This window comes from Halobacteriovorax sp. JY17 (genome assembly GCF_002753895.1).
Lineage (GTDB): Bacteria > Bdellovibrionota > Bacteriovoracia > Bacteriovoracales > Bacteriovoracaceae > Halobacteriovorax.
This window is the reverse complement of record NZ_NJER01000001.1, coordinates 1,202,437-1,224,424: the sequence shown is the minus strand read 5'-3', so window position 1 is coordinate 1,224,424 and position 21,988 is coordinate 1,202,437. Positions and strand designations below refer to the sequence as shown.

General features: G+C 35.7%; 25 protein-coding genes and 1 tRNA gene. 15 read left to right on the top strand and 11 right to left on the bottom strand.

Annotation, left to right across the window (positions count from 1 at the left end; all coding sequences use genetic code 11):
• Positions 1-14 precede the first annotated feature (14 nt).
• Both CES88_RS05495 and CES88_RS05490 read left to right on the top strand, forming a co-directional pair.
• Positions 15-260, top strand: coding sequence for an AbrB/MazE/SpoVT family DNA-binding domain-containing protein (locus CES88_RS05495; protein ID WP_290732110.1), 246 nt, complete (start codon positions 15-17; stop codon positions 258-260).
• On the top strand, positions 260-694 hold the full coding sequence (locus CES88_RS05490; protein ID WP_290732107.1) for a PIN domain-containing protein: 435 nt from the start codon (positions 260-262) through the stop codon (positions 692-694). The genes CES88_RS05495 and CES88_RS05490 overlap by 1 nt, the downstream gene beginning before the upstream one ends.
• 93 nt (positions 695-787) lie before the next feature.
• On the opposite strand, the gene CES88_RS05485 is transcribed toward CES88_RS05490, so the two are convergent.
• Positions 788-874: transfer RNA gene (locus CES88_RS05485), tRNA-Leu, on the bottom strand.
• Positions 875-1,012: 138 nt separating this feature from the next.
• On the opposite strand from CES88_RS05485, the gene CES88_RS05480 reads away from it, so the two are divergent.
• The 5 genes from CES88_RS05480 to CES88_RS05460 are packed head-to-tail and all read left to right on the top strand — an operon-like array spanning position 1,013 to position 5,813.
• On the top strand, positions 1,013-2,533 hold the full coding sequence (locus CES88_RS05480) for a hypothetical protein (protein WP_290732102.1): 1,521 nt from the start codon (positions 1,013-1,015) through the stop codon (positions 2,531-2,533).
• A gap of 60 nt (positions 2,534-2,593) precedes the next feature.
• Positions 2,594-3,115, top strand: a complete 522-nt coding sequence (gene nuoB / locus CES88_RS05475) for an NADH-quinone oxidoreductase subunit NuoB (RefSeq protein ID WP_290732099.1) — start codon at positions 2,594-2,596, stop codon at positions 3,113-3,115.
• Positions 3,102-4,718 (top strand): NADH-quinone oxidoreductase subunit C, encoded by a 1,617-nt coding sequence (locus CES88_RS05470; protein ID WP_290732097.1) that lies wholly within the window; start codon positions 3,102-3,104, stop codon positions 4,716-4,718. The genes nuoB and CES88_RS05470 overlap by 14 nt, the downstream gene beginning before the upstream one ends.
• Positions 4,715-5,116, top strand: a complete 402-nt coding sequence (locus CES88_RS05465) for a 4Fe-4S dicluster domain-containing protein (protein ID WP_290732094.1) — start codon at positions 4,715-4,717, stop codon at positions 5,114-5,116. Before CES88_RS05470 ends, CES88_RS05465 begins: the two co-directional genes overlap by 4 nt.
• Positions 5,103-5,813 carry a glycosyltransferase gene (locus tag CES88_RS05460; protein ID WP_290732090.1) on the top strand — a complete coding sequence of 237 codons (711 nt, stop codon included), beginning with the start codon at positions 5,103-5,105 and terminating at the stop codon, positions 5,811-5,813. The genes CES88_RS05465 and CES88_RS05460 overlap by 14 nt, the downstream gene beginning before the upstream one ends.
• Here the strand turns inward: CES88_RS05460 and aat are convergent.
• From aat to CES88_RS05440, 4 genes are read right to left on the bottom strand one after another with little or no spacing between them, the layout of a single operon-like run.
• Positions 5,810-6,481 carry a leucyl/phenylalanyl-tRNA--protein transferase gene (gene aat, locus CES88_RS05455; protein ID WP_290732087.1) on the bottom strand — a complete coding sequence of 224 codons (672 nt, stop codon included), beginning with the start codon at positions 6,479-6,481 and terminating at the stop codon, positions 5,810-5,812. The genes CES88_RS05460 and aat overlap by 4 nt on opposite strands.
• Positions 6,468-7,574, bottom strand: coding sequence for an arginase family protein (locus CES88_RS05450; protein ID WP_290732084.1), 1,107 nt, complete (start codon positions 7,572-7,574; stop codon positions 6,468-6,470). Before CES88_RS05450 ends, aat begins: the two co-directional genes overlap by 14 nt.
• Before the next feature lie 8 nt (positions 7,575-7,582).
• Positions 7,583-8,527 carry an NAD(P)-dependent oxidoreductase gene (locus CES88_RS05445; protein WP_290732081.1) on the bottom strand — a complete coding sequence of 315 codons (945 nt, stop codon included), beginning with the start codon at positions 8,525-8,527 and terminating at the stop codon, positions 7,583-7,585.
• The gene (locus tag CES88_RS05440) at positions 8,511-10,232 is read right to left on the bottom strand and encodes a YiiX/YebB-like N1pC/P60 family cysteine hydrolase (protein WP_290732079.1); all 1,722 of its coding nucleotides are present in this window, start codon (positions 10,230-10,232) and stop codon (positions 8,511-8,513) included. Before CES88_RS05440 ends, CES88_RS05445 begins: the two co-directional genes overlap by 17 nt.
• A gap of 171 nt (positions 10,233-10,403) precedes the next feature.
• Here CES88_RS05440 and map point away from each other — a divergent pair, with 171 nt between their 5' ends.
• A complete protein-coding gene (gene map, locus CES88_RS05435; protein WP_290732076.1) occupies positions 10,404-11,180 on the top strand; it encodes a type I methionyl aminopeptidase in 777 nt (258 codons plus the stop codon).
• Positions 11,180-12,001 (top strand): (2Fe-2S)-binding protein, encoded by an 822-nt coding sequence (locus CES88_RS05430; RefSeq protein ID WP_290732073.1) that lies wholly within the window; start codon positions 11,180-11,182, stop codon positions 11,999-12,001. Before map ends, CES88_RS05430 begins: the two co-directional genes overlap by 1 nt.
• On the opposite strand, the gene CES88_RS05425 is transcribed toward CES88_RS05430, so the two are convergent.
• Positions 11,972-12,595 (bottom strand): hypothetical protein, encoded by a 624-nt coding sequence (locus CES88_RS05425; RefSeq protein ID WP_290732071.1) that lies wholly within the window; start codon positions 12,593-12,595, stop codon positions 11,972-11,974. The two genes, CES88_RS05430 and CES88_RS05425, sit on opposite strands and share 30 nt — an antisense overlap.
• Positions 12,596-12,738: 143 nt before the next feature.
• Between CES88_RS05425 and tatC the strand changes: the two genes are divergently transcribed.
• Positions 12,739-13,473 carry a twin-arginine translocase subunit TatC gene (tatC, locus tag CES88_RS05420; RefSeq protein ID WP_290732068.1) on the top strand — a complete coding sequence of 245 codons (735 nt, stop codon included), beginning with the start codon at positions 12,739-12,741 and terminating at the stop codon, positions 13,471-13,473.
• On the opposite strand, the gene CES88_RS05415 is transcribed toward tatC, so the two are convergent.
• Complete coding sequence (locus tag CES88_RS05415; protein WP_290732067.1) at positions 13,455-14,825, bottom strand: ATP-binding protein; 1,371 nt, start codon at positions 14,823-14,825, stop codon at positions 13,455-13,457. The genes tatC and CES88_RS05415 overlap by 19 nt on opposite strands.
• Entirely contained in the window at positions 14,825-15,301 is a 477-nt protein-coding gene (locus tag CES88_RS05410; RefSeq protein ID WP_290732064.1) for a molybdopterin-dependent oxidoreductase, read from the bottom strand. The genes CES88_RS05415 and CES88_RS05410 overlap by 1 nt, the downstream gene beginning before the upstream one ends.
• 408 nt (positions 15,302-15,709) lie before the next feature.
• Here CES88_RS05410 and rfaD point away from each other — a divergent pair, with 408 nt between their 5' ends.
• From rfaD to CES88_RS05390, 4 genes are all read left to right on the top strand, one after another.
• Positions 15,710-16,687 carry an ADP-glyceromanno-heptose 6-epimerase gene (rfaD, locus tag CES88_RS05405; protein ID WP_290732062.1) on the top strand — a complete coding sequence of 326 codons (978 nt, stop codon included), beginning with the start codon at positions 15,710-15,712 and terminating at the stop codon, positions 16,685-16,687.
• An 8-nt stretch (positions 16,688-16,695) separates the two neighbouring features.
• On the top strand, positions 16,696-17,121 hold the full coding sequence (locus CES88_RS05400; RefSeq protein ID WP_290732059.1) for a FliG C-terminal domain-containing protein: 426 nt from the start codon (positions 16,696-16,698) through the stop codon (positions 17,119-17,121).
• A gap of 175 nt (positions 17,122-17,296) precedes the next feature.
• Positions 17,297-17,668, top strand: a complete 372-nt coding sequence (locus CES88_RS05395; protein ID WP_290732056.1) for a hypothetical protein — start codon at positions 17,297-17,299, stop codon at positions 17,666-17,668.
• Positions 17,669-17,673: 5 nt separating this feature from the next.
• Positions 17,674-18,081, top strand: a complete 408-nt coding sequence (locus CES88_RS05390) for a hypothetical protein (protein ID WP_290732053.1) — start codon at positions 17,674-17,676, stop codon at positions 18,079-18,081.
• A 10-nt stretch (positions 18,082-18,091) separates the two neighbouring features.
• On the opposite strand, the gene CES88_RS05385 is transcribed toward CES88_RS05390, so the two are convergent.
• Both CES88_RS05385 and CES88_RS05380 read right to left on the bottom strand, forming a co-directional pair.
• Complete coding sequence (locus tag CES88_RS05385) at positions 18,092-18,892, bottom strand: LysR family transcriptional regulator (protein WP_290732050.1); 801 nt, start codon at positions 18,890-18,892, stop codon at positions 18,092-18,094.
• A 5-nt stretch (positions 18,893-18,897) separates the two neighbouring features.
• Positions 18,898-19,314, bottom strand: a complete 417-nt coding sequence (locus tag CES88_RS05380; RefSeq protein ID WP_290732047.1) for a hypothetical protein — start codon at positions 19,312-19,314, stop codon at positions 18,898-18,900.
• A gap of 152 nt (positions 19,315-19,466) precedes the next feature.
• On the opposite strand from CES88_RS05380, the gene CES88_RS05375 reads away from it, so the two are divergent.
• Positions 19,467-21,185, top strand: a complete 1,719-nt coding sequence (locus CES88_RS05375; protein WP_290732044.1) for a PDZ domain-containing protein — start codon at positions 19,467-19,469, stop codon at positions 21,183-21,185.
• Here CES88_RS05375 and CES88_RS05370 read toward each other — a convergent pair.
• Positions 21,166-21,771: a 4'-phosphopantetheinyl transferase superfamily protein gene (locus tag CES88_RS05370; RefSeq protein WP_290732041.1), complete on the bottom strand. Its 606-nt coding sequence runs from the start codon at positions 21,769-21,771 to the stop codon at positions 21,166-21,168. The genes CES88_RS05375 and CES88_RS05370 overlap by 20 nt on opposite strands.
• Positions 21,772-21,988 lie beyond the last annotated feature (217 nt).

Below are 21,988 nucleotides of genomic sequence, written 5' to 3'. Positions count from 1 at the left end.
ACCAAGGAGTATGTATGTCAGCAATTAAAGAAACAACACTATTTATGAATGGCAGAAGTCAGTCTATAAGGATACCAGCAGAAATGAGACTGGATGGTGAAAAAGCAAACATTCAAAAAATTGGAAATATCCTTATTGTAACTGAATCCAATGCGAGTAATCCATTTCTAGCTCTTGATCTAGCTCAAAGCTTAATTTCAGACGACTTTATGACTGATGGACGTGACTTAAGACACATTCATGAAAGAGAAAATAATTAATGGCCTACCTGTTAGATACCAATATTATTATTGCTCTTCTTCACAAGAAAGAGCCTATTAACTCAACTCTTAGATCTAAGCAGCCTGATGAGTTATTCATCTCAGGAATTACTATTGGTGAAATCTACTATGGAGTTGAAAAGAGTAATGCTAATTACAAACAGAAGAATTTAATTGCAAGAGAAGCAATAATGAACTTATTCAAGCACAACTTCATGGATAAAAATGTTTGTGAAGAATATGGAAAGATTAAAGCAGAACTATTCGCCACAAAGAGCTATTCTCCAAATAATGAAAATGATATTTGGATTGCAGCACACGCAAGAGCGGGATCTTTTGTCTTAATAACTGAAAACCTTAAAGACTTTCAATCTATTACCGGCCTAAGGATCGAATCATGGTCAACTACCCCTCCAACATCAATACAAACATAGATTAGATTTAAAACAAGAAATACAAGAAATAAAAAAGCCCGAATTTAAGTCGGGCTTTTTTATTTCTAATTTAATTGTTTGGTAGATTCTTTATGGTGCCCCGGGCCGGACTTGAACCGGCACGACCTTGCGGTCCCGGGATTTTAAATCCCGTATGTCTACCAATTTCATCACCAGGGCAAAATTGTAAAAGTAAGATTACCAGAGTATTTTAAAATGTCTAGCCTAAGATTTTAAAAAAATGAGATAGGTTGAAAGCTATGAACACTGTGTTAAAATTAAAGTGATTTAAAAAATATTTGAATAGGGATCTTCTAAATGAAAAAGGCACTAATTCTCTGTCTACTCAGTCTCATTGTTAGTTGTGCTAAACGTACTCAACAAGCAACTCCAGTTATTGCAAAGCCTTCATGGATGGCAACAGAGAAAATTTATAATGATCGAAGCTTTGATGGAGAGTTTCTCATTCACCCATTCTTTGATTTAGTGCCATTTGCTTCGGAGACAGATAACTCAATCAACTTTATAAGAACAACGCCTATTGGCTCACTGAGTAAATATGAAATTGATTTACGATCAGGGAAATTGTACCGCTCTCATAATTTCTGTGATCAGGAAGATGTTTGGAAGAAGTACTCTGGGACAATTTATAGACCTCCTTATTCGGAGGGTTTTGTACCAAGATTATTGGATCAATTGGGAACGCCACAGAAGATTGTGGTTTTTGGAAAAGAGAGGTACTTCCAAAAGTATGAAGTTACTCCAACTAGATCTCAGAGAGTTCGAGTTATAGGAGGAGTTCTCTTGCAGTATTGCACGACCTATCCTTGTAGAGGTTATAATAAATGGCAGTCGAGGTTACTTTTAATGGCCGTGAATCCTTCAGACCCCGAGTTTAAAAAAGTTAAAAATCTTAACCAATTAAAAAAGGTCGTTAACTGGGATGAAGCCGTGGCCTTTATTCAAAACTCTAATGGGCGTAAATTGTCAGGAAGTGTTCCAAAACCAAGTTACCGTATTGTGGGAAATATTGGGCCAAGAGAGGCTTTTAAAATTGCTTTGGATAAGGGGCATCTTTTTAAGTTTGATGAGATGAAAACTGTTAGAAATAGTTGTCATGCACTCTACGACCACATATGGAATAATATTAAGGCCATTAGAAAGAATGGTGAAGCAAAATCGGCTGGAAAGAAACTTGCGCCAGTAAATAGAAAGAAAGTTGTCGCCAAGTTAGATACATTTTCAGGAAATGTCTTAAGTGCCGAAGGAACTGAAGCTCCCAGAAGCGAAGTTCGACAGAAAGAATTAGAGATAAGTGATTTCTCTGTATTTTTTAAAAACTTCTACGAGAAATATAAGGATCGCTACAAAACTTGTCAGCAATTTGTTAGAGATACGAGCATCAATGCAGATAAAGAGAGAATGTGGTTCTTTGTCTACCTGACTTCTTTCTTTAACACTGAAGACTCTGGCTATATTTACTCTTGTTCTGGCCGGGCCTGGATCAAAAATCCTATAACGACTTCGGGAAAGAGGCTCTATTCATTTAAAAAGAGAATGAGGTCTTGTACAAGCTCAGAACTGGATTCTGCTTTTGATACAAGTATCAATATTCAAGCAGGACTTAGTAGCTCATTCCAAGAACACTTCCGCTTTATTCAATACGATCATGGAGGTGGGGCAAGTCACCAGAAAATGTATACTTGGATTCACGATTTAGGCGACGGTTACATTTGCGATCAAAAAAGACGCGAAGAGTTACCGATTTTCCCGCAGGACGTTAATTGGAAGAACTTCAAAAATTACAGAAAAGGTTCAAGGGATATAATCGTCAGATAGGTTAGTTTACTTTTGCTTCTTATCTCCTTAAAATAATTGGATATTGTATAAGGAGCTTTCATGGCAAAGAGGCCTGAGCTAAGGTTTGATAAGGTTCAATCCCCAACGGGAATTGATAGTCTTGCGTTAACCACAAGTGCTGATACATTTTTAAATAAATTTAACAATTGGGTGAATACCCACTCCACGGTTCCGTTCACTTTTGCAACGGCCTGCTGTTCAAGTGAGTACTATTCAATTTTTGATGATCAATATCCCGAAGACAACTTCTTTCCTGAAAAATTAGAAGCTCAAAATAGTGACCTGCTCATTATAAGTGGATCTGTAAATTTGAAAATGTATCCGATCTTAAAGAGTATTTACCACGAAATGCCAAAGAAGAAGTGGGTTGTTGTCATTGGTGCATGTCCAATGAGTGGAGGACCATTCTCTTCTTATAATATTGTTTCAGACGTCTCAAAAGATATTCCTGTTGATATTTTTATTCCTGGATGTCCTCCTGGTCCAAAAGAAATTGCACATGGAATGGAATTATTAAAAGAGAGAATGAGAAGAGGAGTTATGGCCTGTGACAATTCATAATGAACTTTCCACCGCATTCTTAAATAAACTAACGATAAAGAGTGATTTAAATACTCTGATTGTGGACGAGTCTAAGGACCTTAAAGGAACTTTAAAGAAACTCCGAGACAACTTTGGCTTCATTATGCTCTTAGATATTGTAGGTTTAGATAATTCTAAGAAGAGTATAGAGGCGTCAGATAAGAGATTTCAATTAAGTTATATTCTACTTAATATGGAAGAGCATTTTAGACTGCAAGTTCTTATAAACTTAAATATTGATAGAAATGAAATTCTTCCGAGTGCTTCTACTCTTTGGACGAATGCTCTTTGGTGTGAGCGAGAAGTTTGGGAAATGTTTGGTATATCTTTTGGAGAAAAGAGTGAGCAGAGATTACTCACTCCTAAAAATATCATTGGATTTCCTCTTAGAAAAGACTTTGAACTTTCTATTGATGAAAATTTTGATTTTGCTGAAGAAGTATTCGAAAAGAATTTAGGAATTCCTAAGTTTAAAGAAAACCTCTTAGATGAAGTTTCTATTGGACCTATTCACCCCGGCCTAAAAGGCGCAATGAAAATGAACTTTGAAGTCGAGGGAGACTTCATACTTCGCTCCAAAATAGATATTGGTTTTTTACACCGTGGAGTGGAGAAGAGTTGTGAAAGTATGCTCTATGGGCAAATTTCTACAGTTACTGATAAGCTAAACTTCTTCTCAAGTGCCGCTAACTCTGTCGGATGGTGTAAAGCTGTGGAGTCCTTAGCCGGAATTGATATTCCTGAAAAAGCAAAGGCCTTTAGAATGGTCATTTGTGAGCTTGCTCGAATCTCTGATCACTCACATTGTATTGCCTCAATGATTAAAGCAACAGGGATTTTTGAAGGAGTTCAAATTTCTCTTCGAATAGTTGATAAAGTCAGTAAGCTCTTTCTTGCCTTAAATGGTTCAGCTAAGGGGAATCACTTAAGTTGTATTGGTGGATTAAACTTTAAGCAACCTCTTGGTTGGAGTAATGACTGCCTTGACGAGTTAAAGGAAATACATTCTCTTTGTAATGATCTTTCTTATCATTTAAATAGAGCAAACTTCTGGAAAGATCGTTTGCAAACATCTTTATTAAACGCTTATGAAGCAATTGACCTTGGAGTGACGGGACCAAACCTAAGATCTTGTGGCGTAAATTATGATATTAGAAAAGTTAGTCCTTATTACTTCTATGAGGATGTAGATTTTGAAATACCTCTGGGGATAAATGGTGATAGTTATGATCGCTTCCTTGTTCGTGTCGAAGAAATGAGGCAATCTTTAAAAATTATTTCACAGGTCCTTGATAGTTTACCAGCAGGAAAGCTCAGAGTTGAAAAAAGCGCTCTTAATCTTGGGCTTTTAACATTTGCACCAAAGACGTCTAGTATTTATTCAATGTCTGAAGCGGTCAATGGCGAACTTGGTTTCTATATCGAATCAGATTCAAGTAATAAACCTTATAGGGTAAAAATTAAGTCTCCTTCTTTCTTCTCTGTTCAGGCATTTTCTAGAATGCTGCCTGGATCAAGATTAGATGATTGTATGATTTCATTATCATCAATGAATATTGTGGCCGGGGAGATGGATAGATGATTCTTGAGCGTGAATTATATAAATCAATTAGTACGACTAGAGCGATATCAAAGTCCTTGCGTGCCTATACTCTTGCTTCTCTAAAATTTATTCTTAAGAGAAAATCTAAAGTTGAAAAAGAAGAGAGAGAAAGAGGTCTTCCTGAATTAAGTTCAACTTCAAGTTGTCATGGGTGCAATGATTGTAGAACAATTTGTCCCACGGATAGTTTTGAGCTTGTAAATAAAGAAGATAAATTAACTCATCTCTTTCTTGACGTAAGAAAGTGTATTTTCTGCGGTCTCTGTGAAGAGGTATGTGACCCTAAAGTTCTAACTTTAACTGATTATAGAAGTTTGGCTTCTCATGGGGAAAGTTCTTGGATAATTGATTTGGCTCAAAAGAATGTTCAAGCATAGAATAAGTATAATTTTCTCCACCTTCAATGAGTTAAGCTTAGGACTCTTGGAGTTAAGTCTTAAATCTCTTTCTAACTTAGAGTATGTGGAAGTCATTGTTGTTGATGGTGGAAGTTCTGATGGAACTCTTGAGTTAATAGAGAATTATCCTGTAAAGTTAATCCATTCAAATATTTCTTCTAGAGCGGAGAGGCTAAATCTTGGAATTGAATCTTCTTCTCATGAACTTATTCTACTTCATCATCCAAGAAGTCTAATTGATACAAAAGGATTAGAGTACTTACTTGAAAACTATAAGAGTATTCAATGGGGTGGTTTTTATCATCAATTTATTGAAGAGCACTTCCTTCTTAAGTTCACCTCTTGGTATTCAAATGAGGTTAGAGGAAAACTTCGAGGAATTATTTACTTAGATCACTGCATTTTCTTTAAGAAGTCGATTGTAAAGAAAATGCCTTGGGTTCCTGAAGTTGTGATCTTTGAAGATACTGAGTTTAGTGAGAAGTTAAATAAGTTACACCCCGCAGTTATAATTCCCTTTCTAAGTAAGACGTCTGCTATTAGATTTAAAAAGAATGGAGTCATTAGGCAATTAATTTTAAATATTGTGATGAAGTTATGCTTCTATATGAAATTCTCTGATGAATTAATGAATAAAATCTATGAGAAGGGTCTAGGACTCAATACGAAGTATTAAAATTTTGGAATACTGGCCGAATCAATATCAGTTTTGGAAAGTCTCTCCATAAATTCATTTCTTGAAATTTCACTTCCACCCATACTTTGAACAACAGGTGTAACCATTTGAGTATCGAGCCAGGTTATCCCCATAGTCTTTAGTTTTTCGATAAGAGTGTAGAGGGCGAGCTTAGAAGCATTATCTTCAATATGGTACATGGACTCGCCGGAAAAGAAGTTCCCAATACAAGTTCCATAGAGACCTCCTACCATTCTCTTTCTACCATCTTTGTAGAGGTAGGTCTCGACACTGTAGGCGTAGCCTGCGTGGTGTAGATTGATGTAGCCATCTATGATTTGGTCAGTGATCCAAGTCCCTGCCTGCTCCTTTCTCTTGGCCATTGCACAGTTCATGATAACGGACTCAAAATTACTATTAAATTCCACCGTCATTTTAGTCCTACTTAGAAATTTTTTAAAACTCTTAGGAAGATGAAAATTTTTTAAATCAATTATCCCGCGGGGATCAGGGGCAAACCATGCAAGAGGAAAATCTTCTGAAATTGGCCATGGAAAAATTCCTCCTTGATAGGCCTTAAGTAATGACTTAACTTCTAGGTCTCCACCTATGGCGAGCAGTCCATTCTCATCGGCCTGCTCAATAGGAGGGAAGTTAAGAATTGCCATCGCTTAGGGCCTCAATGAGAATTGCTGATATTGCGGCCCCTACACTTAGAGTTGTCTGTGGCTCTGGATGAGTGACGTGATCTGCGCAAACAAGTGGAGCTATTTCAACCATATCTGCTCCCGTAATTTTAAATTCCTTCGCAAGTATTTTAATAATACTTATGGCCTGCTCAGGGTCTATTCCTCCTGGCTCCGGAGTACCTGTTGCACTAGCATATTTTTCATCGAGAGCATCAATATCAAAACTCACATAGAGCTCATCAATAGCTTCTTTCTTTAAGTAGGCCACAATTCCCTTAGCCACTTCATTGGCCCCTTTCTCTTTTATTTCAGTCGCCCAAAATTGTTGAACACCAAAAGTATTCTCCCAGTGGGACCTCTCTTTTCCACTTGATCTAATTCCTAACTGAATTAAATGCTCGGGAGAGTCAAGAAAGGGAAGGATATGAGTACACCAACTCCCAAAGCAAATATCAATTCCAAGTCTTTCAACAAGTAGGTCAGTGTGAGCGTCAAAGTGAATAATTGCAGCTTTGATTCCTTGCTTCTTCTTTGCTCTAAGGTAACTCTTAACAAGAGGGTAGCTCACTGAGTGATCTCCACCTATTGAAAATAATTTCTTCTTTGGAAACTCTGTAAAGAGTTGGTCACAAAATTCTTCTGTTAAACTAAGAGCACTTACTGGATAAGAAGAATCTCTATCTTGATAGAGAGCATTTCTACAACTCTCTATTGTCTCAGTGTTTAAATACTTATCGTGTAAAAGGTGAGGGATAACCCTAATATCACCAATATCACTATAGTCTAGTTCAGGATGTTCTTCTAAAAGTGTATTCCTTAAAAATAGTGGTCCCCAATTTGCTCCTCTTTGAATTCCTCCTCCTGTATCACTGCAAACTCCTAGAAGTAGTGGTTTAGAGTTGTGTAGGTTTTCTTTAATAGAATCTTTCCAAAGAGTTTCGATATTTTCGGTAGTCTTATATAATGAAAGGTGAAGTTTCTCCTTCCTCTCTTTTGCAGTATTTACAGTGAAGACTCCATTTCCTGGAGGACATAGTAAGTTCTTAGTTATATCGTAAAATTTCTCACACATAATTATTCCTATATTAAATATCCCTCTTGCATTTTTGACTGCAGGAGAGACTCTCTATTATCTTCTTCAAACTCTTGAATAGACTTTGAATTTAGAAAGCTTTCTATTATTTTACACTCAAATTGAATTATATTCGAATTCAAATGGTTATGCACACCTGCGATATGAGAGGTTAGGCATATATTAGATAAGTTGGAAAATTGCTCTTCCAGAAAAGGCTCTTTTTCAAATACATCTAAGTAAGCAAATGAATTTTGATTTAGCTTTAAGAATTTTATGAGAGGAGCCTGATCAATAAGTCCGCCTCTAGCACCATTTATTATGAGAAGATTAGAGGATACTTTCTCTAGTATTTCTTCATTTATTATTTTCTCGCTAACAGGATTTAAGCTTGCACAAAGAAGTATAATTTCAACATCTTTAAAATCTAGATCACTATGACCTTTAAAGGGATCGTATAGTTTAGGACTTCCGCCAAGAGACTCGACAATCTCTTTAACTTTACTTCCTATGTGACCAAGACCAATGATGAGAATCTTCTTCTCCTGTAATAAATCTCGGTTCCAGAGTCTAGAGGAATCCCATGTCTTCTGATGTGGTATTCTATTTAAATGATTTAGAAGTGCCGAAATGGTATAGTTCACTACCGCATTCATTCTAATTTCATTTCCAATAATGATAGGGCAAGGACAATCTCTTACAAATTGAAAGGAGAAATTATCGTACCCAGAATTAGGGTGAATAATTAATTTCGTCTTATCCGAAATTATTAAATCTTCGACTTCAGTATTGCTATTGGTGATGAGTATATGATTTCTAGATGTGTTTTTTTCGACTTGGTAGTTTATAGGGAATTTATCTTCTAGAATTCTCTGTTCATTTCTTTGGAAATCCTCCCCTTGATAAGAGGAGGTGCTAACTCTGATAATATCTATTTTATTTAAAGTATCCATTGTGACCATCTCTGAAGCTTTCTGCGCTATTGTAGACCTTTTTCTCGTATTCTACACCACAAACTCTTCTTTGAATATGTCTGGACCTTCTACTTCCTGATCTTAATTTTGTCGTAATAACTGTTTTACATCTATATTCTTTCTTATTAAATGCAATTTGCTCGGGAGTGCTTCTAAGAAGGCTTTTCTCATAACCAATATTTTTAGCAAGATCTTCTATACTTCCTTCAATTAAAGTTCCTCTCTTCTTTGACCAATAATTAAGTTCAAATTTCAAAGGAGAGTTATCGTAGAATGTTAATTCCGCTAGGTTGTCAGGTGAAATAGTAGGTCTTCCTAGTATGTAAACTGTAGGCCAGTTAATTTTACCAAAAGCAAAGAAGAGAAGCTCTGAACAAACAATTTTATCAGTTGTTTCAACATCAAAATTGAAGTCATACTTCTTTCCAATCTGATCCAATGCTCTTCTGTATATCTCATACATTTCAAAAGTATCTTTTATCAGAGATTTTTGTCTAACTATTGCAATTTCGTCAATTTCAAGAAAACGATCTAGAGTTGTAAGTCCTACTCCTGGTCTTATGGCCTCAATTATAGTTTCACCTTTTCTAATTCTGTCTTGGTAGGGTTTTATTAAACTTGTTTCCCACATCTCAAGGTTTTTAAGTTGTTCCTCAGTCCCTAAGTAAAGAGCTGCGTGACCGAAGTGACCAGGAATAAAGGTGTCAGTTAGAGCAAAAGGAGTTTTCTCAAAGAGAATATCTAATGGTTGAAGTTTGCTCATTAATTTCTCTTTAACAAAAGAATCCTTATAGAAGTGACCATGTCTCCATCTTACTTTTCCAACAAGGTTTCCAAAAACGCCACTAATAGCATTTGTGACTTTCCCAAAGACTTCCATTAGAGTATCTGTAAAAGTATAATTAGAAATATTCTCTAAGTTATTACTTAAAATCTTTTCAACAATGTGGTCTTGCTCAATTTGAAAGAAGAGAAATTGAACTTCTTCCTCAATTGAGGCTCCTTTTCGTGTGTACTTTTGCTGGTATTCTCTATACTTTTTAAAGTACTCTCTAACTTCTCTTCTATTATCTTCTTCTAAGACGTGAGAGATCATTACAAAGAGTTCATCTATTTTTATTTGACCAGACTCTCTCTTTGTTTTTACAAGATTTTTTACAATTTTTCGCAAGTTAATATGCTTATAGTAGTTGAGGTAGTTATTATAAAAACTCATATAAAGTTTTGTATAAGTGGCCAACCAAAGTAGGTCTTTACCAAATCTTATTGTGTCGCCTGTTTGAAGAAAAGTATTAAGACCATCTGGCTTTGCGTAAGTATTTAGTTCATTAAATTTTACACTAATTCCGTGGTAGATATTTAAGAGAGTTGAAATTTGATAGACTTCTTCACCGTTAACAACTCTTCCACTAGAGAGTGTACTCTTAATTTTTTCGGCCAAGTGAAGAGAGAAGTTATCAACTCTCTTCAAAAGAAGAGATAGTCTTGTAAAGGAGTTACCATTTTCTAGAAAAGTTGCCTCTCCACTTCCCGTTTCAAAATTGACTTCTCCAATTATTCTGGAACTTTCGAGATAGAGTTTATCAGGATTTTCAATATCTCTTTGTAGTTGTTGATTAGAAGCGAAACTGCCTCTAACTAGAAAAACTAGTAGAATAATTCTTAGAAAAATATACTTCTTCATATTAGCTCCCTTAGCTAGCGCATTTATATAAAAGAAGGCTGAGTGCGTCAAATGGATTGTAAAGAATAAAGGGTAATAAAACCCTGAAATTAGGTTAAACACATTGACTTAAGTGGTGATAGAATTTAAAAAAGGTTCAAATGCTATATAAAGATCAAAAAGGACACGGTTATGATTTCAATTAAATCTTCTAGAGAAATAGAATTAATGAGAGCAACGAGTAAGCTAGCATCTCAAACTCTTGAATTTATTGGGCCATATGTTGTTCCTGGGGTCTCGACCGAGGAATTAAATAAACTCTGCCATGATTTCATTATAGAGAATGGGGCCTATCCATCTCCGCTTAATTATCACGGATTTCCAAAGTCTATCTGTACATCGAAGAATGAAATTATTTGTCATGGAATACCTTCAAAGAGGGACGTTCTAAAAGACGGGGATATTCTCAATATCGATGTGACGACTTATTTAAATAAGTTTCATGGTGATACGAATAAGACTTTTTTAGTAGGGGATGTTTCTCCTGAAGTGAAGAAACTAGTTGATGTTACTTATATCTGTATGAGAGAGGGAATTAATCAAGTTCGTCCGGGGGCCCATATTGGTGATATTGGAGCGGTAATTCAAGAGATCGCTCACGGTTATGGTTACTCTGTTGTGGAAGAATATTGTGGACATGGAATTGGAAGAGAGTTCCATGAAGAGCCACAAGTTGTTCACGTTGGTAAGAAGGGGACTGGTCCAGAAATTAAGCCGGGTATGACTTTCACTATTGAACCAATGATCAACCTTGGAAATCGTCACTGTAAAGTTTTAAAAGATAATTGGACTGTTATTACAAAAGATAAGAAGTGGTCTGCTCAATTTGAGCACACAATTCTTTGTACAGATGATGGACACGACATCCTAACTCTAAGGTCTGATGAAGAGAGAGAATTTAGTCTCTAATGAGTGAGTTTAATCAAAGGCCTTTTCTTATTTCTGCTAAGGCCTCCGCTATTGTTGGTGAAAGAACCTATACTATTTTCCTTGATATTAATAATAAGTCTCGCTTAGAAGGATTCTATTTCGAATGTCCGTCTGATGATGAGTTATTTGAATCTTTTAGCGACCTAGCAACTTCATTGGAGAGAGTTCCAATTTCTTCAATCTCATCTAGTGTGTCGAAGTGGAAAAATGAAAGAGAGAACTTCTTTAAAGAAAAAATAATTAATCTTCCTGAGTATCTACTAGAGCAGGCCCTAGCTGAGTATGAGGGAACTAATTATAATTATGAAAATTTAAATACTAAGAGTTCTGATCAATTAATATGTCGCTGCTTTGGTGTCTCAGAGGGACAGATCTTTGATTTATTACAAGCTGAACCAAAGGCTACACTCTTAACTATTGCTGATAAGTTAAAGGCTACAATTGGTTGTGGAAGTTGTAAGGCAGATGTCTCGGCTTCTCTTATAAAAGCAAAGAATGTGAAATTAATTCAGTCAGATGAATTGAAGGCCCTCGATTTAAAGTTTGATACAGATGGAAATCGCATAAGGCCTTTAGGGCTTACTCCTAGTGAGTTTGTTTTAAAAGTAGATGAACTGAAAAAGAAGTGGATGAAAGAGCAGGAGTTAGAGAAGTTTCAAATTGAAATTATTGGAATTAGTGGGCATGCTCTAAGCTTTAAAGTCCTACCTGCTGAAAATGGTCGCTATATTTTAGATACATTTTCTGAATACGCACAAGATAAGTTAGGACTAACTCTTCGTTTTGATCTGCTTCTCTAGATTCTTTTGTTTCTTATCGCATTCTTCATAAATAGCATCTAAGTATTTTAGCTTCGTAAAAATACTATCAATGGACTTCTTATCTTTTAATAATTCTTTTAGGTCTAGCTCTTCTCTTAAATATTGAAACTTATAAGTAAGCTCATAAATTTTGGGAATATTCTCTCTTAAGCAATGAGGATACTTTGTCTGAGTTTGAATTAACGCTAAAAATTGAAAGAAGATCTGTGGTGTTTCTGAAATGATAGATTGATAACCACTTTTATAGAGAGCTTCTAAATTTTGATCTTCAAATTTTACATGTTTAAAAATATCTTCATCATAAAGAAGAATATTTCTAAGGAGGCCAACTGAAGGTGGGTACTCTTTAATTTCACAAATTTCTCGGTAGTACTTAGGTTTTAATTTAAATTCACCAGCGGAAGCAGCCTCATTAATAAAGTGCTGGTTTAGAAAATAGTGAGGACCAGTTCTCTTCTTACTGTGTAAAGTAAGCTCTTCTTGGCCAAGACAGTAGAGTAGGTCCTTTCTCTTTGTATTTTCACCTGCATTTGCAAATGAATTTACAGAAGTAATGAATAAAATAAAGAACATTGGTATTTTCAAGCTCACTCACTTTGCCAAAAACTTGATTCTCATATATAAGTATTTATCGGTATCTAATTAAAATTCTTAAGATTTTAGCATGAAAATGGCCATGAAATCTACCGTAAGTACTGGAGAATTCGTTGAAGGAAATGTCCTTAGTCGAACATTTAGAGGAATTAAGATCGACAATGGTGAGAGTCGTTGCCATTTTAGCGATAAGCTTTATTGTTTGCTACTCACAGGCCGACATTATTTCTGAAATTCTCCTCACACCACTAAGGGCCGCTTTAAATAATAGTAACGGGCAAATCATCTACTTGGGACTATTGGACAAGGTTCTCAGTCAATTTCAAGTGGCCTTCTGGTCTAGTGTGATTATTTCATCACCTCTTTGGTTCTTTCAAGTTTGGAAGTTTATAAAACCAGGTCTCTATGATCACGAAGCAAAAGGTGTCAGACCTTTTATCATTGTGGGATTTATTCTCTTTTGGCTTGGAATTTCCTTTGGATACTTTCTTGTTTTCCCACTGACTTTTGAAACTTTAATGGGTTTTGGTGTCTCCAATGTAACGGCGAATATCTCTCTCAAGGAATACCTCGTCCTGGCATCTAAGGTTCTCGTCTTTCTTGGTATTATCTTCCAGTTGCCAAATCTTCTTCTCATTTTAGGATTTATGGGACTTGTTACAAAGTACTCCCTAAGATCAGTTAGAAGTTATGTCTATGTTGGGTTTTCGGCCTTAAGTGCTATTCTTACTCCTCCTGACGTTATTACGATGTTGGGCCTATGGCTTCCCCTCACAATTCTTTTTGAAATAGGAATTCTAGCTGTCGCTTTTATTGTTCATCCATACTTGGAAAGACATCATACTTCTGGAGAGTAATTTTCCTGAGGAATGGTGATGAGAAATTGAGTGTTCAGAGACTTCGAATTATAAGTTAGAGATCCTCTATGATCTTTAATTATCTGATGAGAGAGGGGGAGACCTATCCCAGAATTTTCTTTAGATTGAGATTTAGTCGTAAAGAATAAGCTAAAGAGGTGAGGTTGAATTTTCTTTGGAATTCCTGAGCCACTATCAGTTACGGATATTTCAATATTCTGATCTCTGGAAATAACACTAACTTCAATCCACTTCTCATCTAAAAACTCTATGGCATCAATACTATTATTGATGAGGTTAATAAGAACCTGAATGATCTGTACTTCACGTACGTAGATATACTTGTCGTAGCAGTTAGAAGTGAATTTGAAATTAAAGTTTTCAGTCGAAATTTTTGGAGAGAGAATATCATTTATCTGATCTCTTAAACTACTAATAAGAAGTTTCTCTCTATCATCTCTTTCACCATTCTTTGAAAGAGTTTTAATACTCTTAATAATTTTATCAATTCTATTAGTGTTCATTGTAATACTTTCTAGATCACTTTTTACTTTTTCATCTCGGGCAATGAGAGTGGATAAGTTTTTTTGAAGAGACTTTGTTCTCCAGAGTATAACTGTTAAAGGATTATTAATTTCATGAGCAACGCCTGCGGAGAAGTGGCCAAGGGCGGTGAGTCTTGAGTTCGCCACCATTTCAACCTTTTGTTTTTCAAGAAGATTTTCTATTTTGAGTCTTTCAAATAAGAAGTAAATTAAGATAAAGAGACCAACAATAAAAGAGAGAACAAGACTCCAATAAATTTTTTCTATAATTTTATTTCTAAGACGAATACTTTCAAAGTCCTCTGCTCTTTGTTTCCAGAATTCTGATTCAGCATAGCCTAGGAATTGATTTAAGAGTTTTATATCTTGTTGAAGACTTAGTGCTAGAGCATAAGAGCTTTTCGAATAAGGGTCTTCTAAGATAGTGGCATACTTATCGAGTAGGGCATCATATGTTTCGAAATCTTCGCTAAAAGAGCTTTTTGCATTTTGGAGAAATAATTCAGAGTCAATGGAAACTAAGAAGCCATAGGCCGACTCTAAGTGTAGATAGCCTTCTTCAAGTTTTAGCTGATTTCTTTCGTGAATGGCCTGAGTGAGATGTGTGACAGCACGAAGGTTTGCTGCGATCACTTGAAAATTTCCTCTTGAAAATAATCTAAAAGAATAAACTCGTTGCAAGGAGTCTCTATTTACGGATAATGTCCAGTGACCAATCACTGCTATAAATGAACCCGCGAGGAGAAAGATGACTCCTAAAATGATGTAACTTTTAATAGAGTTTCTAAGTAGTTTCTTGTGTTCCATTATAAGAAGTTAATACTCCTCACAAACCAGACCCAGTTAACACCTTCTTTTGCCAATTTTCCTTCTTTGAGTTCTCCCTTTCCTGGAACAACTATTCTCGCAGGTCCTTTCTCTTTGACTGTTAAAAAAGATCCATCTCCTTTAATAGCAAGAAGCATTTTCTCTTTCTCAATAAAACTTCTGTCAATTGTTACTTTATAGTCATTGATAGCAATAATTTCTATTCTCTTTGAATTCTTATTAGCATGTATTTTAAATAGGTCTGCTAATAGGATTCCTTGAAACCTAACTTTCTTATTCTTTGAATAGGGATCGTGAATATCTGCTGTGCTTTGAGGAAGCTTAGAAATTTCTTCAATTGTGTAAGTCTTAGGGGCCTTTACATTCCCACCAATGAAAACCTTTTGTTTGGAGTAGTTAATAGAGTAGATATTTATTGAAAAAAGAAGAAGTATAATTGAAATTAGGTGTTTCATATTTTGCCCTTGAATGTTTAGAATATTGTGTCGTAAACAATTCTTTTTGGCAAAAAACTTTTAAGTGTACTTAGGTCTAGATTTACAGCTGGGGGAAGAGTCGGGGGTGCAATTCGTTGTCGTTTTTACTGATATTGATGAGTCGAGGCTCTTGTTGAGTCTTGGTTGATAACTAGAAATAATTAAACCTAGTATGAGAAAAATCTTCATGACTACCTCTAACGTTCCACAATTTCATTATCCCATAAGTAGGGCCATTGCTTTAGAAATGATGTATTTTTAGTCTCTTAGAAGAGGATGTAGGATAATTTCTCGCCGTAATAAAGTGGCGTTGAAGAGTTAGACTATAGCTAACTTATTGATTATTATGTATCATAGCAGTTATAGCATTCTAATAAGGAAGAATTCATGATTTTAGTTACGGGTGGAGCTGGCTTCATTGGAAGTGTTTTAATCAAAGAGCTTAATCAGCTCGGAAGAGAGGATATTTTAATTGTCGATAGATTCGCTGAATCTGATAAGTGGTCTAATCTGGTAGGACTAAAGTATCACGACTACTTTAACTGTGATGAATTTCTCCACGGAATTGTTGATGAAGTTATAGAAGCTGTCACTTTCATTTTTCATATTGGAGCTTGCTCGGCGACGACTGAGTTGAATATGGATTATCTCATGAGAAATAATGTAGAGTACTCTAAGGTCCTCTTTGAGCTTGCGACAGAGCGTGACATTCCAATTGTCTACGCCTCTTCAGCTGCAACTTATGGCGATGGAGAAAAGGGTTATAGTGACGATCATTCTAAAATTAGAGAATTCTCTCCTTTAAATCGCTATGGCTATTCAAAGCAATTAGTTGATGAATGGGTTTTAAAACAAGAGAAACTTCCAACACAGTGGTTTGGACTGAAGTACTTCAATGTCTATGGACCAAATGAATATCATAAGGGAGATATGCGCTCTCTTGTTCATAAGGCCTACGGACAAATTCTTGAAAGCGGACAGGTCAAATTATTTAAATCTCATAGAGACGATTACGAAGATGGAAAGCAACTTCGCGACTTTATTTATGTGAAAGACATTGCTCGTGCGATGATTGAGATGATGAATCCAAGCTCTGCAAACTTCTCTGGAATTTATAATTTAGGAACGGGAAAGGCGCGAAGCTTTTTAGATCTTATGAAAGCAACTTTTAAATCTATGGGGCGCGACGAGAATATTGAATTCATCGATATGCCTGAAAGATTTAGAAATCAATATCAGTATTACACTCAAGCAGATATGACTAAGTTCAAAGAATTTCTTCCACACTTTAAATTCACAACTCTTGAAGATGGTGTTGAGGACTATGTGAAGAATTACTTAGTCGACGGTGATAAACACTACTAGGAGTCACTATGCTCTTTAAAGGTGGAGTAAAGGAAGCGGCCAAAATGCTCTCCGCTCTCTCAATTTCTGAGAGGGAGAGAATTCTTGGAGATATTGCTAAGAAAGATCCCCGAATGGCAGAACTTCTAAAACAGAGTCTCGTTGTCTTTGAAGATTTGATTTTCATCACTACCAAAATGCTTGTAGAGCTTCTTAGAGAAATTGAAATAAGAGACTTGGCCCTAGGGCTTAGAGTTGCTTCTAAAGAGCTTCGAGTACATATCTTAGAAAGTGTCTCAAGATCTATTCGAGAAGAAATTGAGGAAACTCTAAATGGTAAACCGCGTCCAGTCTCTGAAGTTGAAGAGAGTGTCGAGAAAGTCATGCAGGTCGTTAGAAGAAAAGTTGAAAGAGGAGAGTTAATTCTTTCAAATTCATCTGAAACCATGGTCTAACTAATATATCTTAAAAGTTTAAACATCGAATTAAGTCGCATTATTTACTTTTTATTATCTATAAATTAGATAGAAGGTATCCGACTAATATTATTTAAAATGTACACTCACTGGCCTATATTCACTCAAAATAAAGGAATTGGTCCAATAGATAGTTAAAACAGTGAGGTGACCTATGAAAACAATTTTATCTTTAATTTTTATTTTAAGTTCAATACAAGTTGCTAGTGCAAACCTTGATTGCGATAGAGTTCTAACAAGTGACTACTCGGTTGATAGTCAATCATTCAAGTTAAATGAATTTGATCTTGAGTCTGACTTTGAAGTTAGCGCAGTTGCTTTTGCTAGAGAAGCGGTAACGAAACTTTACAGTAATTTAGGTTGTGAAGAGCTTAAGCAAAAGTCTCTTCAGACAGCAACTTGTTCTGAAGTGATTAAGGGCGTGAGTACTTCTAAGGTTTGTTACTTAGAAAATAAGCAGGGCTACTTTCTTGTCTCTAAAGACATGATGGAAAATATTAATATTCTTTATAATCGTTGGGATTAATTTGTATGAAAAGTTTAATTTTAGTTCTTTTCTTAATTTTGTCAGTATCTGCTTTTGCTAAGAAGAACCCAGTGAAGTCAAATGCTGCTATTGAAGAAATTTCTTGGGCGTTAGAATCCGCTAGATGGGATTATGCTCAAGCAATGACTGTAAACTTTGAAGAGAGTTTAGATAGAGTAGATCTTGAGTGTGAAGTCCGAAGCCATAATGAAGCTATTAAATTATTTGGAAGAGCGATCAATGGTTTTAGGGGATACTTTCCAGATGAAGAGCTTCCTTATAGCGCTGCTCTTGATGGGCTATCGTCAATTCTCTCAGGGAGCGAGTTAGATTACTGCGCAACTGATTTTGATGGTGTAAAAGTTTGGCAAATTTATCTAGGTGAAGAGTACTTATTTTCTGTAGAACAATAAGTGAAGTTTTCTACTTCGCTGTCACAATAGATGTCAGTTCATTAATATGGGCCGGCATCTGCTTGTAGTTTAAAGTCGTCATATAAATATCAGAGTTTGGAAGAGATTTTATATTGTAAATATTTAAACTCTCATTCTTCTTTAGAACATGATCTGGAACAACAGCAATACCAAGTCCATTCTTTACTAGAGTTAAAATAGTCTCAATCGAATCAACAGTTGTAATAGAATCACTTGGTCTCTTACTTATCTTGTAGAGATTATCTCCATCACTAAAAACAATCCATCTATGTAGATGAAGTGAGGATAAGTTTACTTCTTCTTTTGAAATGAGAACAAGTTTTTCATGGAAGAGTTTTAGTGAAGAGACGAGTTCTGATTGTAAGTTATCAGTTGAGAATGTGATGTCGTAGCGACCATCTTCAATTCCTGATTTCAGTTGAGGTTGATCTTCAATATGAATCGAGAGATCTCTTGAATACTTCTTACAATACTTAGTTAAATGGGGGGTGAACCAATTCTTTAGGAGACCATTTAAAATACCTATTTTAAGGGCCTTCTTATCTTCTTTTTGAAAGATATCTGAAGTCATTTCATCAAATTGCTTTGCTACTAGAAAGAGTTCTTTTCCTTTATTGGTTAAGAGAACTTTCTTAGATGATCTCATAATTAATTCTTCATCGAGAGATTCTTCTAGGAGCTTGATTTGTCTACTGACAGCAGATTGAGCAATTTTTAATTGCTCTGCCGCTTTGGAGAAGCTGGCAAATTCTGCTGTGAAAAGAAATGCTTTTAAGTATCTATAATCCATAATCTCTAGTTGCGTAGTAGAGGAGGAGTTTTCTCCGGAGCTTTTCTCCAAAACTTTCCTGCATACTTCTTTTGAAGGTGGTTGGTAATAACGAAACCTTCAACGTCATTTACTAAGTCTTGAATAAAGTCTACTGAACTTTCTTGTAGATAGAAAGCAGCAAATGGGTCTAGGAGAATAATGATATCTTCACTGGCATTTTCTATGCTTATTTGAAAATCATCTTCTTTTAGATCCGTAAAGCCGGCCGAGTATGTAAAACCATCACATCCTTTTCCAGAGACTAGGATTCGAAAGTACTTACCCGATAGGGTGAAGTCATTTTCTAAAATAAGCTTTAGTTGATCTAGAGCTCTTTCAGTAAAATAGACCACTGGTTGGGCAACAAGATTTGGGTTAATTTTGTTTTCCTTAAAGGCCATAGTGATTTCTCTTTTGTGTAGTGTGTGTTGTGTCAAACTTGAATAAAATAAGTTTGTCATGTAAGTTTTCAAAATTGAAATTCATTTTTTCTATGCTTCTAGCTTAAAGAAGACCTTAATTTCAAGAATTTTTTTAAAAAGGACCAAATTAAATGAAACTGCATTATAAGCTAAAAATTGAAAGCCCTAAAACTCACTACTTAACGGTTACAATCAACGGGAAGAGAGAGTCTAAAGATTCTAAATTATCTTTCTTTATTCCATCTTGGTCTCCTGGGTCATATCTTATGCGTGAGTATGGAAAACATATTCAAAACTTTAAGGCACTGAATTCAGGTGGAGAGTTCTATCAATACTCACAAGTTGATAAAGGTATTTATGAAGTGGATTTTGGAGTTTCAGAAGTAAAAGGTGACCGCGAAAATTTTGAAATTAGCTATGATGTTTTCTGTCACGAATTAACAGTTAGAACTTCTCATATTGACGAGAGTCATGCCTTCTTACATGGCCCAACTATTTTCATGGGAGTACTTGGAAAAGATATTCTAGACCCGGAGGTTGAAGTTCAATTTCCTCCTCTTTGGTCAAAGTTAACAACAGGACTAAAAGATATTTCAACTAAGAGAGAAGTCTTTCTCTACACAGCAGATAATTACGACGACTTAATCGACACTCCTATTGAAATTGGTTGTCAAGAAACTGATGGCTTTAGAGTCGAGGGAATTGATCACGAACTCTGTTGGTTTGGAAGCCCAATGAAGCACGATCATAACTTGAAAGCAGATATCAAAACCATCGTTGAGCATATTGCTAAAACCATGGGAGAGATTCCTTATGAGAAGTATACTTTTATTACTCACTTTGCGCCAAACCTCTTCGGAGGATTAGAGCATAAGAATTCAACTGCGCTTCAATATTGTTCAAGAGCAATGGTAGATAGAAAAGGCTATACGGATTGGTTAGAGCTTGTGGCCCACGAGTACTTTCATACTTGGAATGTGAAGAGAATTCGTCCAAAAGAACTTGGACCTTTTGATTATTTAACTGAAGCGAAGACTCGTATGCATTGGTTAACAGAAGGGCTTACAAGTTTTATGGACCAGCTCTTTGTTTATAGATGTGGTCTCACAACTCTTGAAGAGTACTTAGAAAAAACAGCAGCAACACTTAATAGGTATTTCTCTATTCCAGGAAGAAAGTTTCACTCTCTCGAAGATAGTTCATTAAACTCTTGGATTAAACTTTATAGACCAGATGAGAATTCAAATAATTCTTCTATTTCTTATTATCTAAAAGGTGGACTTGTTTTCTTCGCACTCAATGTTCACCTTATTAAGGAAGGTAAGAATATCAATGATCTCCTAGATCTACTTTGGAAGAGGTATAAGGCGAATCCAGAGGTGGGAATGGAAGATCATGAAGTATATTCAATGATCGAAGATCTTACGAATAAGAAAGTGAGTGATATTTTCTCAAATATGATTACTTCCACTGAAGAAATTGATTTTGAAGCGCTCCTAAAAGAAATGGCGGTTGAAGTTGAATACACAGATCCTAAGACAACGTCTCTTGGTATCACGACATCTTCATCTGGAGATAGAATTATTATCAAATCAGTAACTCTTGATAGTCCGGCCCATAAGTATGGTTTAAACGCAGGAGATGAAATTATTGCAATTGATGGAATGAGAATCTTAAATTCAGAATTTCAAAAGTACGATAAATTTCTATCCTTGAATAAGACTTATAATTTCTGCGTTTCTAGACTTGGTTACTTAACTGACGTGAAAGTTCTAATGGATAAAGGTCCTAGGGTAATTAAATCACTGAAGAGTTTAGACGAAGATAAGACTAAGAAGTTCTTACTATAATCGCAAGGGCCAGATAATGGCCTTGCTCTTTTCTAAGCTGATAGTATCCACTGAGGCCTTGCTTTGAATCAAGAGCAAAGCTTCCATCATTTCTTATGCAGATATCTTTTAGAACAAGTTGTTTTTCTTCATGGTAGAGAGGGGAGAGTGCCTTGAAGGCCGCTTCCTTTAAGCACCAAAGCTCTAGAGGATTCTCTATTTGATCATCTTCTCGTAGAAAGAATTTCAAAATACCTGTTTTCATTTCTCTATTTCTTGCTTCGAGATCAATCCCGACAGACTCTATCAACTCTTGATCTGTTGTCACTGCTGCGGCCAAGGTATTGGTGTGAGTGAGTGAGACAATAAACTGCGGAAGACTCACCAGGTGATGATGATTCTCTATTTTAAGATCCTCATAGCTTTTGACCTTGGAGGATTTTAGCGCTTCTATGAGAGCAAGTCTTGAGGTGTAGTGGTCTCGAACTCTCTTCTTGGAAGGGTAACGCTCTAGAATCGATGCTGGAATTTCTCCTTCAAAAGAAGGGATAACTACTACTTTTAAGGAATTAAATAGTTTTGAAATTTCTTGTTGCGATAGCGTCATAATTTTGTCATATATGATTTATAAAAATTGGAGTTAGAGACCATGATGCCACATGAAGTACAAGAAGTGATTGCTAAAGTTTTATTTTTCCTATTTGCAACAATAGTCCTATGTATGTCTCAGACTCATGCTGCGGGGCTCCTCCTTTAGGGAAAGCCGAAGTTAGTGATTTTATAATCCCTTACTATAGACATTCTTCCCATATCATAAGAAAATT